This window comes from Cellulomonas wangsupingiae, from assembly GCF_024508275.1.
GTDB classification, from domain to species: Bacteria; Actinomycetota; Actinomycetes; order Actinomycetales; family Cellulomonadaceae; genus Cellulomonas; species Cellulomonas wangsupingiae.
On the sequence record NZ_CP101989.1, the window covers coordinates 1079941 to 1094677 of the forward strand.

Below are 14737 nucleotides of genomic sequence, written 5' to 3' on the forward strand. Positions count from 1 at the left end.
CGTGACCGGCGGCCTGCTCGCAGTCCACGCCCACCCCGACGACGAGTCGCTCGCGACCGGCGCGCTGCTGGCGACGTGGGCTGCCGCCGGACGGCCGGTCACGGTCGTCACCGCGACGCGCGGCGAGCGCGGCGAGGTCATCGGGCGGCGCTGGGCGCACCTGGAGGGTGACGGCCCGGCGCTCGCCGAGCACCGCGAGGGTGAGCTCGCCGCCGCGCTGCGCGTTCTCGGCGTGCGGGACCACGGGTTCCTCGACGAGGCGGTCGCCGCCGACGTGCGGTACGAGGACTCGGGCATGGCCTGGGTCGGCGCGGGGCGGGCCGGTGCACCGGAGGACGTCCCCCCGGGGGCGTTCGCGTTCGCACCCCTCGAGGAGGCGGCCGACGCGCTCGCCCGCGTGCTGCGCTCACGCCGACCGCAGGTCGTCGTGACCTACGAGCCCGGTGGCGGGTACGGCCACCCCGACCACGTGCGCACCCACGAGGTCACGCGGCTCGCGCTCGAGCTCGCCGCGTGCGAGGACGACGTCCACGCACCCGCCCACGTCGTGCCCGTGGCGCTGTGGTCGGTGGTCGGGCGCTCCGACCTGCGGCGCGCGCAGGTCGCACTCGCGGGGGACGGTGTGCTCGCGGCCCTGGGCGCGACGATCACCGGGCTCACGCTGCCCGACCCGGCGGCCGAGCAGCCCTCGGTGGCCGTGCCGGACGACGACGTCGACCTCCTCGTCGACGTGGCGCCCGTCCGGGACCGGGTGCTGGCCGCGCTGCGCGCCCACGCCACCCAGGTCCAGGCCGTGCGCCCCGTCGACGGCGACGACGCCCTGGTCGGCTGCTACGCGCTGAGCAACGCGGTGCTCGCCGCAGTGCCGACGGTCGAGGCCTACCGCTACGTGCCCGGCAGCCTGCGCGCGGAGGAGGCCGGCGTCGTCTGGCCCGCCGGCGTGCGACCGGTAGCCTGAGCGACGTGCAGCCGCTCTCCGCCGCCACCCTGTGGCGTGCCGTCGCCGCGTTGGTGCTCGGGCTTCTCGCGGGGATGCTGGGGACGGTCATGCACCGCGCGCTGCCGCCCTGGGGGCTCGTGCTCTGCCTGCTGCTGGTGCTCGCGGTGGTGCTGACCTCGCGCGCGTGGGTGGGGTGGTTCGGGTACGTCGCGAGTGCCGGTGGCGTGTTCCTGGCGGCGCAGGTGCTCTCGGGCCGCGGGCCCGGCGGCGACGTCCTGGTGCCCGGGACGGACCTGTGGGGCTGGGCCTGGGCGCTCGGCGCCGTGCTGGTCGTGGGCGCCGTGGCCCTCGTGCCGCGACGCTGGGTCGAGGACGAGCGGCCGACGGCACCGTGACCGACGCGGGCGTCCCGGCGACGACGTTCCGCACGGTGGCCGCGAGGCTCGGCGCCGGGATCGCCGTCGTGGCTGCCGTGCGGCACGGCGTGGCGCACGCGGCGACCGTGAGCTCGGTCGTCCCGGTGTCGCTCGAGCCGGCGCTGCTGCTGTTCTGCGTCCACGTCGACGCCCGGCTGCGCGACGTCCTCGACGACGTCGACACGTGGGCGGTCTCCGTGCTGGCGGACGACCAGGCGGACGTCGCCGACTGGCTCGCGTCGCCCGGCCGTCCCGCCGTGGGGCAGCTGGACCGCGTCCCGCACCGGCCCGGCCCGGTCTCGGCCGCGCCGTGGCTCGACGGTGCCGCCGCCTGGTTCGACTGCCGCACGGAGGCCGTGCACGGCGCGGGGGACCACGACGTGGTGATCGGGCGGGTGGTCGCGGCGGCCGAGGGCGCTGCGGGCGCCGGTGGCCTGGTGCACCTGCGCGGCCGGGCGCGTCCGGTCCGCTGACCCCGCGGGCGCGGCCTCGGGCGTCGGGCGATGCGAAGGCCTTGCGACGTGCGGGTGAGGATCCGGTCGCGAGCGCGTCGACCCCGCCATCTGCGCAGGTCGCCCGCGTAGAATCACCGCGCGCGTGCCCTGCGCGCAGGAGCATCACGGGGGATCGATGACGCACGGTACCGACCGCGACACGCCGTCCGAGGACGTCGCCGCCCGCGACGTCGCCGACGTGCCCGACCGGTCCGACGCCGAGGTCGGCGAGGACGGGGCAGCCCAGGTCTCGGAGGTCGAGGCCCCGACGGGCGACGCTCCCACGGGCGACTCCTCGGCGGACGATGCCTCGGCGGGCAACGCCTCGGCAGACGATGGTGGACCGGACGCCACCGAGCCCGCAGGCCTGCCGGAGGCGACCGAGCCCGCAGACCTGCCGGAGGCGACAGGGCCGGCGGACGAGCCCGCTGCCACCGGGCTCGCGGACGTGCCGCACGCCGTCGAGCCGGACGCCAGCGGACCCGCGGACGACCCGGCCCCCCGTGTCACCGGCGCGGCCCGTCCCCTCGCACCCCCGTCGAGCGAGCCGCTCGCCGCGTGGCCGTCGTGGGAGGACGTGGCCGTGACCGCGCCGGGGGCCGGCGACGGCGCGCCCGACGGTGCCGGCACGACCCCCGACGGTGCCGGCACGACCCCCGACGGTGCCGACACGACCCCCGACGGCTCGCCCGAGGCGCAGCCCGCGCCCGAGGCCACGGTCGACGTGGCCGAGCCCGACCCGGGGCCCGACGACAGGACGCCGGACGAGGACACCGTGCCGCCGGCGCCGCCGCGGCAGGACCTGGGCGGCCTGTCCGCGCTCGCGTTCACGGCGCTCAACGCCGCATCGGTGGGCGTGGCCGCGCACGCGCTCCCGCGCAGCCCGCTGCCCGCCGGCGACGCCGGGTCCGGGGAGACCGCAGCGCCCGGGGCGCCGGAGACGGCGACGGTCCGCCCGAGCGACGGGGGACCGGCCGAGCCCGCCGCCGACGCACCCGCCGCTGACGCGCCCGCCGCCGACCGACCCGCGACCGCCGACGAGCCCGCGACCGCCGACGAGCCCGCGACCACAGACGAGCCCGCGACCACAGACGAGCCCGCGACCACCGACGAGCCAGCGACCACCGACGAGCCAGCTGCCACCGAGGAGCCGACGGCTGCTCACGTCGACGACGCCCCCGACGCGACAGCCGCCGCGTCGTCCGGGTCCACCGCCGCTGCTCCCACCGCCGCTGCTCCCACCGCCGCTGCTCCCGCCGCAGCGTCTGCCGACGCCCGTGACGGCGCGACGACCCGGGTCGTCCCCGTGGCGACGTGGCCGACCACCGACCAGGGCCCCGGCGAGGCGCCGTCGGTGGGCGGGCCGGTGGCTGCCACGCCCGGTGCGGACCGCGACGCGTCACCGCTCGACGTGTTCGAGCCGGAGGACGGCAGCCGGCGGTGGCCCCGGGTGCTGGCGATCGTCGGCGGTCTCGTCGGTCTGCTCGCCGTGCTGTACGTGGGCGGGTCGTACGCCCTGGCCGACCGTGTGCCGCGCGGTGCGACGGTCGCCGGGGTGCAGATCGGCGGGATGTCGTCCGGCGAGGCCGAGCAGGTCCTCGCCGACGAGCTCGCGCAGCGCACGACCGAGACCGTGCCCGTCGTCGCCCAGGAGGTCCAGTCGGAGCTCGACCCCGTCGCCGCGGGCCTGGTGCTCGACACGGAGGCGACCGTCGCGCGGCTCACCGGCGTCGACCTCACCGAGCCGGTGCGGCTGTGGCGTCACCTCGTCGGTGTCGGCGCGCAGCCGCCCGTGACGCAGGTCGACGAGTCGGCGCTCGACGCCGCGCTCACCCAGCTGTCGGGCTCGCTGGTGCTGGCCCCCGTGGACGGCACGGTCGTGTTCGCCGACGGCGCCGCGCACGCGACGGAGGCGGCCGACGGCTGGGAGCTCGACACGGCAGCCGCCGCGACCACCCTGACGGACGGGTGGCTGACCGACGAGCGCCCGCTCGACCTGCCGACGGCGGTCGTCGCGCCGGCCGTGACGCAGGAGGAGACGCAGCGGGCCCTGACGGAGCTCGCGCAGCCGCTCGCCGCGGCCCCGGTGACCGTGCGGGTCGCGGACCGGCAGGCGGTGCTCGACGTGCCGACCCTCACGGCGCACGCGGCGGTCGTCCCCGTGGACGGCGCTCTCGAGCTGCAGGTCGACGGCCAGGCGCTGACCGACGCGGTCCTCGCCCAGGTGCCGGACCTGCTGACGGCGGCGGCGGACGCACGTTTCGAGTTCCAGGACGGTGCACCGGTGATCGTCCCCGGTACGCCGGGCACGACGCTGGACCCCGCGGCCGTCGGGCCGGCCGTCGTGCAGGCGGCCACGGCCGGGACGGACCGCGTCGCCGCGGTCGAGCTCGTGCAGTCCGACCCCGCGCAGACCACGGAGGCGCTGCAGGCGCTGGGGGTCAAGGAGATCGTCTCCGAGCGGTCCACCCCGCTGACGAGCGAGCCGCGCCGGACGGCGAACATCGCCGCGGGCCTGGCGAACATCACGGGCACGCTCGTGCGGCCCGGGGAGACGTTCAGCCTGACGGAGGCGCTCGGCCCGATCGACGCGGCCCACGGCTTCGTGCAGGCCGGTGCGATCGTCAACGGTGCGCACACCGACGCCTGGGGCGGCGGCCTGTCGCAGGTCTCGACGACCGTCTACAACGCGGCTTACTTCGCGGGCTACGAGGACGTCGAGCACACGCCGCACAGCGAGTGGTTCTCCCGCTACCCCGAGGGCCGGGAGGCCACGATCTTCACGGGCGTCATCGACCTGAAGTGGAAGAACAACACGCCGTACGGCGCCCTCGTGCAGGGCTTCGTGGCCGACGGTCGCGCAGTCGTCCGCATCTGGAGCACCCCGCACTTCACGGTCGAGTCCGACACGAGCGGCCGCTCCGGCGTCGTGGCACCCACGACCGTGTACTCCCAGTCGCCGACGTGCGAGCCGCAGAGCAAGGGCAACCCCGGGTTCACGGTGACGAACACCCGGCGCGTCTACCTCAACGGCGAGCTGGTCGACACCGAGTCCGACACGTGGCGGTACAAGCCGCAGAACCAGGTGGTCTGCGGGACCGCGCCGACGCCGGGAGCCGCGCCGACGCCCTGATCCGGGTCACCCGGCCGCCGGCCCGTCCTCGCCACGTCGCGGGCGGCGTGCGGGCGCCGGGGGCACGGCCTTGGCCCGCACGACGTCGCCGGCGGGGACGTGCACGTCCCCGCCGCGCGTGCGCACGGTGAGGCCGTCGTCGTCGAGCGCGACGACCTCGCCCAGGACGTCGGTGAAGGGTGGCTCGCCGCCGTGCACCGTGCCCAGGGTCGCGCCGGGCGGCAGGTCGTCCCGCCGGCGCCGCACGACGACGCGCGTCCCGACGCTCCAGGTGCGCCATGTGGCGTGGCTCACAGCGGCCGCCTCGTGTCGGACGGTGGACGCCGGGTCGTGGGAGCACGCACGTGGGGGATACTAGGTCGACCGCTGCAGCCGTGGAGGACCCGCCGTGACGTATGTGATCGCCGAACCCTGCGTGGACGTCAAGGACAAGGCGTGCATCGAGGAGTGTCCGGTCGACTGCATCTACGAGGGCAAGCGGTCCTTGTACATCCAGCCGGACGAGTGCGTGGACTGCGGCGCCTGCGAGCCGGTGTGCCCGGTCGAGGCCATCTACTACGAGGACGACGTGCCGGAGCAGTGGGCGCCGTACTACGAGGCCAACGTGCACTTCTTCGACGAGATCGGCTCTCCGGGCGGTGCGGCGAAGATGGGGCAGATCGAGCACGACCACCCGATCATCGCCACGCTGCCGCTGCGCGTGAACGGCGAGTGAGCGCGCGACGTCGGGCGACGGCGGACACGTGGGCCTGCTGACCGGCGCGCTGCCCGAGTTCCCGTGGGACTCGCTCGTACCCGTCGCCGAGCGTGCCCGCGCGTACCCGGGCGGTCTCGTCGACCTGTCCGTCGGCACGCCCGTGGACCCGACGCCCCCGCTGGTGCGCGACGCGCTCGCGGCGGCGGCGGACGCACCGGGCTACCCGACGACGCACGGCACGCGCGCGCTGCGCGAGTCCGTGGTCGCGTGGTTCGCGCGGCGGCGCGGAGTGCCGGGGCTCGACCCCGACGCGGTGCTCCCGACGCTCGGGTCCAAGGAGCTGGTGGCGTTCCTGCCGTCGCTGCTGGGCCTGGGTGCCGGTGACGTGGTGCTCCACCCGGCGACGGCGTACCCGACGTACGACGTGGGGGCGCGGCTGGCAGGTGCGCTCCCGCTGCCGACGGACGACCCCGCGGCGGTGCTCGCGCACCGCGACGACGTGCGGCTGGTCTGGCTGAACTCCCCGGGCAACCCCGACGGGTCGGTGCTCGGGGTCGAGCAGCTGCGGGCGGTCGTGGACGCCGCACGTGCCGCGTCCGCGCGCACGGGGCGCCCCGTGGTCGTCGCCTCGGACGAGTGCTACGCCGAGCTCGCGTGGGACGAGCCGTGGGCCGGGCAGGGCGTGCCGAGCGTGCTGGACCCGCGGGTGACCCGCGGTGACCGCACGGACCTGCTGGCGGTGTACTCGCTGTCCAAGCAGTCCAACCTCGCGGGCTACCGCGCCGCCTTCGTCGCGGGCGACCGCGCGCTGGTGGCGCGGCTCCTGGAGACCCGCAAGCACGCGGGCATGATCGTGCCTGCGCCGGTGCAGGCCGCGATGGTCGCCGCGTTGGACGACGACGCGCACGTCGCCGAGCAGCGCGAGCGGTACCGGCGTCGCCGGACCGCGCTGCGTGCCGGGCTGGAGCAGGCCGGGTACGTGGTCGACCGCTCGCACGCCGGCCTGTACCTGTGGGTGCGGCCGGACGGCGCACCCCAGGACGGGTGGACGACCGTGCGGGACCTCGCCGAGCTGGGCCTGCTGGTGGCGCCGGGGTCGTTCTACGGCGACGCCGCGGCCGGCCACGTGCGGGTGGCCCTCACGGCCACCGACGAGCAGGTCGCGGAGGCGGCGGCGCGCCTGTCGGGCGCGTAGGCCACGTCCTGCGGGCGCGGAGGCCACATCCGGCGCGCGTGGCCTGGTCGCCGCGTCCCGGCAGGACGTACATTGGCGACACCGGCTGTGAGGAACCTCACATACGGGCCAAGGGTCCGTCGCACATTGGTCAAGATGCCGGTACCGCAGGTACCGTCGCTGCGGGCCGACGAGGGTCATCACCGCGCGGCCACCCATGGACCCGCGCGGCGAACCGCCGGGGCCGGATGGACTGCTCATCGGCGCAAGAAGGGACACCCATGTCGGACGTCGTCGTCACTGCTCCGGTGCAAGCCCCCGTCCAGCTCGTCGTCGACGGGCAGGCGCGTGACCTGCCCGTGGTGCCCGCCTCCGAGGGCAACGACGGCATCGTCGTCTCCTCGCTCCTGCGCGACACGGGCATGGTGACGGTCGACCCGGGGTTCATGAACACCGCCTCGTGCGAGTCGCAGATCACCTACATCGACGGCGACGCGGGCATCCTGCGCTACCGCGGGTACCCGATCGAGCAGCTCGCCGAGCACTCGTCCTTCCTCGAGGTCGCGTACCTGCTCATCAACGGCGAGCTGCCGACGCCCGAGGCGCTGAGCGCCTTCGAGCAGCGCGTGAACCGGCACACGCTGGTGCACGAGGACTTCCGCACGTTCATGGGGACGTTCCCGCGCAACGCGCACCCGATGGCCGTCATGGCCTCGGCTCTGAACGCGCTGTCGACGTTCTACCCGGAGTCGCTCGACCCGTTCGACCCCGAGACGATCGAGCTGGCCACGGTCCTGATCCTCGCGAAGACGCGCACGATCACGTCGTACGTGCACCGCGCCTCGAAGGGCGAGCCGCTGCTGTACCCGGACTACTCGCGCGGGTACGTGGAGGACTTCCTGCGCATGACGTTCGCGGTGCCGTACCAGCAGTGGGACCCGGACCCGACCGTCGTCAACGCGCTCGACAAGCTGCTCATCCTGCACGCCGACCACGAGCAGAACTGCTCGACGTCGACGGTCCGCGTCGTCGGGTCGAGCCAGGCGAACATCTACGCGTCGGTCGCGGCCGGCATCAACGCCCTGTCCGGCCCGCTGCACGGCGGCGCCAACGAGGCCGTGCTGCGGATGCTCGACCAGATCAAGGCCAACGGCGGGGACGCGACGGCCTTCATGCGGCGCGTGAAGAACAAGGAGGACGGCGTCCGGCTCATGGGCTTCGGCCACCGGGTCTACAAGAACTACGACCCGCGCGCGGCGATCGTCAAGCAGAGCGCCCACGAGGTCCTGACGGCGCTGGGCAGCACGGACGAGCTGCTCGACATCGCGATGGGTCTCGAGGAGATCGCCCTCTCGGACGACTACTTCATCTCCCGCAAGCTGTACCCCAACGTGGACTTCTACACCGGCCTGATCTACAAGGCGATGGGCTTCTCGGACCAGATGTTCACGCCCCTGTTCGCCCTGGGGCGGATGCCCGGCTGGATCGCGCAGTGGCGCGAGATGATGAACGACCCGCAGACCAAGATCGGCCGCCCGCGCCAGGTGTACACCGGCGCGACCGAGCGCGCGTACGTGCCCGTCGAGCGTCGCTGACCCGGCACCGGGCCCTGCCCGGGGGCGGGATCAGCCGGCGACGGTGAGGCGGACCTGCCCCGCGGGCAGCGGGGCGGTGCCGGTCGGCTGCCACGTCGGCTCGGCGCGCGTCCACGTGACGTCGCCGACCGTGACGGACTCCACGTCGACGGCCCAGGCCACGGCGACCGACCACTGTGCGAGGGACCAGCCGGCGCGTACCGGGTCCTCGACGGGCAGGGCCGTGCCGGGCAGGTCGATCGTCGAGCGGCCCGCCTCGTCGGGCAGGGCGACCCCCACGGCGACGTCACCGAGGTCGCGGGTGATGCGGGCGAGCACGGGCCCCGTGCCCCCGGGCTCGTCGACGGGGTCCAGCGTGCAGCGCAGGGCGGCCGGCGAGTGCCCCGTGAGGGCCGACGCCCATGCCCGGGCGCGCACCTCGTGCTGCGCGTACGCGTCGGGGAAGCCGCTGCGCTGCACCGCCTGGGCGGCCTCCGTGACGGCCATGTCCTGGTAGCCGGGCACCTTCTCCAGGCCCTCGAAGAACTTCGTCGTCGAGTACACCGGGTCCATGATCTGCTCGACGGTGCCCCAGCCCTGCGACGGGCGCTGCTGGTACAGGCCGACCGAGTCACGGTCGCCGTAGTCGATGTTCTCCAGGCGCGACTCCTGCAGCGCCGTCGCGATCCCGATCGTCACGGCGCGCGCCGGCAGCCCTCGGCGCGTCGCCACGGCCGCCGCGAGCGCCGCGTGCTGCGCCTGGTCCGGGCTCAGGCTCCAGTCCGTGCCGTCGAGGTGAGCGAAGCACCGCTCCGCCACGGCGGCCGGTGGCCGTCGCTCGAGCAGCGCCACGACGGCGGTGACGGCGACCGCCACCAGCACGACCACGAGCGCGGCCACCACGAGTGCCGGCAGGCAGCCGCGGCGTCGTCGTCGTGGCACGGTTCAGTTCGCGTGCAGGGCGGAGTTGAGGTGGACGCCCGCTCCCGACCGGGCGACGGCCTCGACCTCACCGGTGCGCGAGTTGCGCCGGAACAGCACGTTGTCGGCGCCCGCGAGCACGCGGGCCTTGACGACGCGTGCGTCCCCGTCGTCCACCGCGCCGTCGACGTCGAAGCCCACGAGCCGCACCTTGGTGCCGGCGGTCACGTAGAGGCCCGCCTCGACGACGCAGTCGTCACCCAGCGGGATGCCCAGGCCCGAGTTGGCGCCGAGCAGCGACCGCTGCCCGATCGAGACGACCTCGCGGCCCCCGCCCGACAGGGTGCCCATGATCGAGGCGCCACCGCCCACGTCCGAGCCGTCCCCGACGACGACGCCGGCCGAGATCCGGCCCTCGACCATCGACGTGCCGAGCGTCCCGGCGTTGAAGTTGACGAAGCCCTCGTGCATCACGGTGGTGCCCGGCGCCAGGTGCGCACCGAGGCGCACGCGGTCCGCGTCCGCGATGCGGACGCCCGACGGCAGCACGTAGTCGACCATCCGCGGGAACTTGTCGACGCCGTGCACGGTGACCGGTGTGCCCGTCGCCGCGCGCAGCCGCAGCCGCGTCGTCTCGAACCCCTCGACCGCGCACGGGCCGCGGTCGGTCCACACGACGTTGGGGAGCACCCCGAAGAGGCCGTCGAGGTTCTGCCCGTGGGGCGCGACGAGCCGGTGGGACAGCAGGTGCAGGCGCAGGTAGGCGTCGGCGGTGCCGGCGGGCGGCGCGTCGAGGTCGATCCTCGTCGCGACGAGCGTGACGCGCACGGCGCGCGCGGCGTCGGCGCGCTCGCACGCGACGAGCCCGGCGGGTGCGTGCTCGCGCACGGACGCGGGGTCGTCGAGGTCGAGCGTGGCGGGCGGGGCGCCGAGGGCCGGCTCGGGGTACCAGACGTCGAGCGTCGTGCCGGCGTCGGTGACGGTGGCCAGGCCGAGGCCCCAGGCCGTGCGGTCGGTCATGGCTCCCAAGCCTACGTCGCGGACGGCCGCGGTCCGTGATCGCGTCCGCCCGCGTAGGGTCGGTCGCGTGGCCGCCGAGGAGCTCCTGGACCTGTCCGCCGACGTCGTGACGCTGACGCGTCAGGTGTGCGACGTCCCCTCCGTCAGCGGCGACGAGACGCGGCTGGCCGACGCGGTGGAGGCGGCGCTGCGGGCGCACCCCCACCTGGAGGTGCTGCGCGACGGCGACGCCGTGGTGGCGCGCACGCACCTGGGCCGCGAGCGCCGCGTCGTCGTCGCCGGGCACCTCGACACCGTGCCCCTCGCGGGGAACCTGCCCACGCGCCTCGAGGGCGACGTGCTGTGGGGTCGCGGCACGGTCGACATGAAGGGCGGGGTCGCCGTCGAGCTCTCGCTCGCGGCCACGCTGACGGCACCGGTGCACGACGTGACGTGGGTGTTCTACGACCACGAGGAGGTCGACGCCGAGCTCAACGGGCTCGGCCGGCTCGTGGCGCGGCACCCGGACTGGCTGGCCGCCGACTTCGCGGTGCTGGGCGAGCCGAGCGACGGCGGGCTCGAGGGCGGGTGCAACGGCACCCTGCGCGTGGAGGTGCGCCTCAGCGGCGTCGCGGCGCACTCGGCGCGCGCGTGGGTCGGCGTGAACGCGGTGCACGCCGCCGGCGAGGTGCTGCGCCGCCTGGAGGCGTACGAGCCCGCGACGGTCGAGGTGGACGGGCTGGCGTACCGCGAGGGCCTCAACGCCGTGCGCATCACCGGTGGCGTGGCGACCAACGTCATCCCGGACGCCTGCGTGGTCACCGTCAACTACCGGTTCGCGCCGTCGCGCACCGTCGACGAGGCGGTCGCCCACGTGCGCGAGCTGTTCGCCGGCTACGACGTGGTGGTCACCGACGCGGCCGCCGGTGCCCGGCCAGGGCTCGACGCGCCCGCCGCGCAGGAGTTCGCCGCCGCCGTGCTCGCCGTCACCGGTGGCCGCCCGGCCCCGAAGTACGGCTGGACGGACGTCGCCCGCTTCAGCGCGCTCGGTGTGCCCGCGGTGAACTTCGGCCCCGGCGACCCTCTGCTGGCGCACAAGGACGACGAGCGCGTGCCGGTCGCGCAGATCGAGCTGTGCCACCGCGCGCTGCGCGCGTGGCTCACGGGCGCGCAGCCCGAGGACCTCCCGCTGGGTACGGCCTGACACGTCCGGGTGGCGGGGCGCCGCGGGCGCCGCGGACGCGTCCTAGGCTCGGAGGATGACTCCTGACGACACGTCGGCACCGGCGCCGGAGTACCGCCGCGGTCCGGTGCTGCTGCGCCGCGACCAGATCCCGGCCACCACCTCCGACCAGCGGCTGCTGGCACGCCCCTCCACCGCGACCTGGCTGCACGACGACCCGTGGCGCGTCATGCGCATCCAGAGCGAGTTCGTCGAGGGCTTCGGTGCGCTGGCCGAGGTGGGGCCGGCGGTCAGCGTCTTCGGCTCCGCGCGCGTGCAGCCCGACGACCCGTACTACGCGATGGCGCAGGACGTGGCGCGCGAGCTCGTCGAGGCCGGCTACGCCGTCATCACCGGCGGCGGCCCCGGGATCATGGAGGCCGCGAACAAGGGCGCCACCGAGGCGGACGGGCTGTCCGTCGGGCTCGGCATCGAGCTGCCGTTCGAGCAGGGCATGAACCCGTGGGTCGACCTGGGGGTCAACTTCCGCTACTTCTTCGCCCGCAAGACGATGTTCGTCAAGTACTCGGAGGGCTTCGTCGTCCTGCCGGGCGGGTTCGGCACCTTCGACGAGCTGTTCGAGGCGCTCACGCTCGTGCAGACGCACAAGGTGACGGGCTTCCCGATCGTCCTGCTCGGTGCGGACTACTGGACGGGCCTGCTCACGTGGCTGCGCGACACCGTCCACCCGCAGGGCATGATCGCGGCCGCCGACATCGACCTGCTGCAGATCGCGTCGTCCGCGCAGGAGGCGGTGGAGATCGTGGTGCGGCGCGGTGCCGAGCTCCGCGCCGAGGAGCAGGCCGCCGTGCGCGCCGCCGCACGCGACCAGCGCGCGGCCGCCGCGGCGGGCGACGGGCGGTCCCGCCCTGCCCGGACGGCCGACGGCCGGGACGACGACGCACCTGCCGAGGCGCTCACGGACGGCGGGTGGTGACGAGCGGGCCACTGCCCGGCGTCCCGGCCGGTGCCACCCCGCTGCGCCTGCGCGGACGCACGTTCGGCGACGGCCACCCGGTGGTCGTCGCCGTGGTCAACCGCACCCCGGACTCCTTCTACGCGCCCGCGCGCCACGGTGCCGGCACGGTCGACGCGGCGGTGGACCGTGCGGTCGAGGAGGGCGCCGACGTCCTCGACATCGGGGGCGTGCGCGCCGGGCGCGGTCCCGCCGTCGACGAGGCGGAGGAGATCGCCCGCGTCGTGCCCGTGGTCGAGCGGGTCCGCACGCGTCATCCGGACCTGCTGGTCAGCGTCGACACGTGGCGGTCGGGGGTCGCCCGCGCCGCGGCCGACGCGGGCGCCGACCTGCTGAACGACACGTGGGCCGGCCACGACCCCGCGCTCGTCGAGGTCGCCGCCGAGCGAGGCCTCGGCGTGGTGTGCTCGCACACGGGCGGGGCCGCACCGCGCAGCGACCCGCTGCGGGTCACGTACCCCGCGCCTGCGGGCACGGACCCGCTCGACGGCGTCGTCGCGGACGTCGTGGCGACGCTGACCGCGGCGGCCGCGCGGGCCGTCGCGCTCGGGGTCGACCCGGCGTCGGTGCTCGTCGACGCGACGCTCGACTTCGGCAAGACCACGTGGCACTCGCTGCACCTGCTGAGGAGGACCCCGCAGGTCGTGGCGATCGGGCACCCCGTGCTCGTGGCGGTCTCGCGCAAGGACGTGGTGGGGGAGACCCTGGGTCTCCCGCCGGAGGAGCGGCTGGAGGGCACGCTGGCGGCCACCGCCGTCGCGGCGTGGCTGGGGGCGCGCGTGTTCCGTGCGCACGACGTCGCGGCGACCCGGCGCGCCGTCGACATGGTGGCCGCGATCCGCGCGGAGCGTGCCCCGGCCGTCGCGCTGCGGGGCCTGCTGTGACCTCCGGGACGCCGCCGGCCGCGCTCGGGGACGTCGCCGAGGTCGTCGACGCGCAGGGGCGCGCCACCCCGGTGCCGGCCCGGTGGCGGCGCGTCCGCAGCTGGCCCTGGTGGGTGCACGTGCTGCTCGTCTGGGCGGCCTCGCGCCTGTTCACCGCCGCGGCGTTCGTGTGGACGGCGACGCACCAGGTGGCGAACCCGTGGACGGGGGCGAACCCGTCGTACCAGGAGTACGTCGGGCTGATGTTCGACGCAGGCTGGTACCAGCGGATCGCCGAGGAGGGCTACCCGGCGGAGCTCCCGCGCGACGAGCAGGGTGTCGTGCAGCAGAACCGGTGGGCGTTCTTCCCGCTGTACCCGATGCTCGTGCGGGCCGTCATGACGCTGACCGGTGGCAGCTGGGTGGCGGTCGCGCCGACCGTCGCTCTGCTGCTCGGCGGCGCGGCCGTGCTCGTCGTGCACGAGGCCGTGCGGCACGGCGCGCCGCGGGCCGTCGCCGCGCGGCCGGGCCTGCCGCTGGCGGCCGTCGCCCTGGTCTGCGCCTTCCCGACGTCCGCGGTCCTGCAGGTCGCGTACACCGAGTCGGCCGCGCTGCTGCTGATCGCCTCGGCGCTGCTGCTGCTGGTCCGGCGACGGTACGCGTGGGCGGGGCTCGTCGTCGTGGCCCTGGGGTTCACGCGTGCGGTGGCGCTGCCGATGGCGGTCGTGGTCGTCGTGCACGCCGGGGTGAGGTGGTGGCGCGCCCGACGTGGGGACGGCACGTTCGGTCGCCGGGACGCCCTGACGCTGGCGGCGCTGTCCGCGACGGCCGCCGTCTCGGGGCTGGCGTGGCCGGCGATCTGCGGGTGGGTCACCGGGGTGCCCGACGGCTACCTCCAGACGCAGGAGGCGTGGCGCGGGGTCCGGCAGGTCGTGCCGTTCGTCGCGTGGACGTACGTGCCGCAGTACTGGCTGGGACGGTGGGCGGTGCCGGTCGTGCTCGGCGGGTTCGCGCTGACGGCGGCGGTGCTGCTGGTGCCCGCCGCGCGGCGCCTCGGCGCCGAGCTGCACGCGTGGTCGGCCGCGTACCTGGTGTACGTCGTCGCCGTCATCGAGCCGGGCTCGAGCCTGGCCCGGTTCCTGCTGCTCGCGTTCCCTCTGGCCGCCGTGACGGCGGGCGTCGTGCCGCGGCCGGCGTGGGCCCGCCGCACCTGGTTCGCGCTCGTGCTGGCGCTCATGCTCGGGCTGCAGGTGCTCTGGATCCGGCAGATGTGGCAGTTCGGCCCGCCGTCGGACTGGCCACCGTGACCCGTTCGTGCCGGTCCCACC

Annotated in this window: 14 protein-coding genes; 11 read left to right on the forward strand and 3 right to left on the reverse strand. The window is 75.5% G+C overall.

Annotated elements, in window-relative coordinates:
• Position 1: 1 nt before the first annotated feature.
• The 4 genes from NP075_RS05055 to NP075_RS05070 all read left to right on the forward strand — a co-directional run bounded on the left by NP075_RS05055 (position 2) and on the right by NP075_RS05070 (position 4983).
• A complete protein-coding gene (locus NP075_RS05055) occupies positions 2 to 958 on the forward strand; it encodes a PIG-L family deacetylase (RefSeq protein WP_227564215.1) in 957 nt (318 codons plus the stop codon).
• A gap of 5 nt (positions 959 to 963) precedes the next feature.
• A complete protein-coding gene (locus NP075_RS05060) occupies positions 964 to 1335 on the forward strand; it encodes a hypothetical protein (RefSeq protein WP_227564216.1) in 372 nt (123 codons plus the stop codon).
• A complete protein-coding gene (locus tag NP075_RS05065) occupies positions 1332 to 1829 on the forward strand; it encodes a flavin reductase family protein (protein WP_227564217.1) in 498 nt (165 codons plus the stop codon). Before NP075_RS05060 ends, NP075_RS05065 begins: the two co-directional genes overlap by 4 nt.
• A gap of 157 nt (positions 1830 to 1986) precedes the next feature.
• Entirely contained in the window at positions 1987 to 4983 is a 2997-nt protein-coding gene (locus NP075_RS05070; RefSeq protein ID WP_227564218.1) for a VanW family protein, read from the forward strand.
• A gap of 6 nt (positions 4984 to 4989) precedes the next feature.
• On the opposite strand, the gene NP075_RS05075 is transcribed toward NP075_RS05070, so the two are convergent.
• Positions 4990 to 5277 (reverse strand): putative acetyltransferase, encoded by a 288-nt coding sequence (locus tag NP075_RS05075; RefSeq protein WP_227564219.1) that lies wholly within the window; start codon positions 5275 to 5277, stop codon positions 4990 to 4992.
• Between the two features lie 94 nt (positions 5278 to 5371).
• Between NP075_RS05075 and fdxA the strand changes: the two genes are divergently transcribed.
• The 3 genes from fdxA (at position 5372) to NP075_RS05090 (ending at position 8449) form a co-directional block, all read left to right on the forward strand.
• Entirely contained in the window at positions 5372 to 5698 is a 327-nt protein-coding gene (gene fdxA, locus NP075_RS05080; protein ID WP_227564220.1) for a ferredoxin, read from the forward strand.
• Positions 5699 to 5726: 28 nt separating this feature from the next.
• Positions 5727 to 6875, forward strand: coding sequence for a succinyldiaminopimelate transaminase (gene dapC, locus NP075_RS05085; protein WP_227564221.1), 1149 nt, complete (start codon positions 5727 to 5729; stop codon positions 6873 to 6875).
• A gap of 260 nt (positions 6876 to 7135) precedes the next feature.
• Positions 7136 to 8449: a citrate synthase gene (locus NP075_RS05090; protein ID WP_227564222.1), complete on the forward strand. Its 1314-nt coding sequence runs from the start codon at positions 7136 to 7138 to the stop codon at positions 8447 to 8449.
• Between the two features lie 30 nt (positions 8450 to 8479).
• Here NP075_RS05090 and NP075_RS05095 read toward each other — a convergent pair whose 3' ends face one another.
• Together NP075_RS05095 and dapD are read right to left on the reverse strand one after the other, a co-directional pair.
• Complete coding sequence (locus tag NP075_RS05095) at positions 8480 to 9370, reverse strand: hypothetical protein (RefSeq protein WP_227564223.1); 891 nt, start codon at positions 9368 to 9370, stop codon at positions 8480 to 8482.
• A 3-nt stretch (positions 9371 to 9373) separates the two neighbouring features.
• Positions 9374 to 10369 (reverse strand): 2,3,4,5-tetrahydropyridine-2,6-dicarboxylate N-succinyltransferase, encoded by a 996-nt coding sequence (dapD, locus tag NP075_RS05100; protein WP_227564224.1) that lies wholly within the window; start codon positions 10367 to 10369, stop codon positions 9374 to 9376.
• Between the two features lie 67 nt (positions 10370 to 10436).
• Between dapD and dapE the strand changes: the two genes are divergently transcribed.
• From dapE to NP075_RS05120, 4 genes are read left to right on the forward strand one after another with little or no spacing between them, the layout of a single operon-like run.
• The gene (gene dapE / locus NP075_RS05105; protein ID WP_227564225.1) at positions 10437 to 11552 is read left to right on the forward strand and encodes a succinyl-diaminopimelate desuccinylase; all 1116 of its coding nucleotides are present in this window, start codon (positions 10437 to 10439) and stop codon (positions 11550 to 11552) included.
• A gap of 55 nt (positions 11553 to 11607) precedes the next feature.
• On the forward strand, positions 11608 to 12507 hold the full coding sequence (locus NP075_RS05110) for an LOG family protein (RefSeq protein WP_227564226.1): 900 nt from the start codon (positions 11608 to 11610) through the stop codon (positions 12505 to 12507).
• On the forward strand, positions 12504 to 13430 hold the full coding sequence (gene folP, locus NP075_RS05115; RefSeq protein WP_227564227.1) for a dihydropteroate synthase: 927 nt from the start codon (positions 12504 to 12506) through the stop codon (positions 13428 to 13430). Before NP075_RS05110 ends, folP begins: the two co-directional genes overlap by 4 nt.
• Entirely contained in the window at positions 13427 to 14716 is a 1290-nt protein-coding gene (locus tag NP075_RS05120; protein ID WP_227564228.1) for a hypothetical protein, read from the forward strand. Before folP ends, NP075_RS05120 begins: the two co-directional genes overlap by 4 nt.
• Positions 14717 to 14737 lie beyond the last annotated feature (21 nt).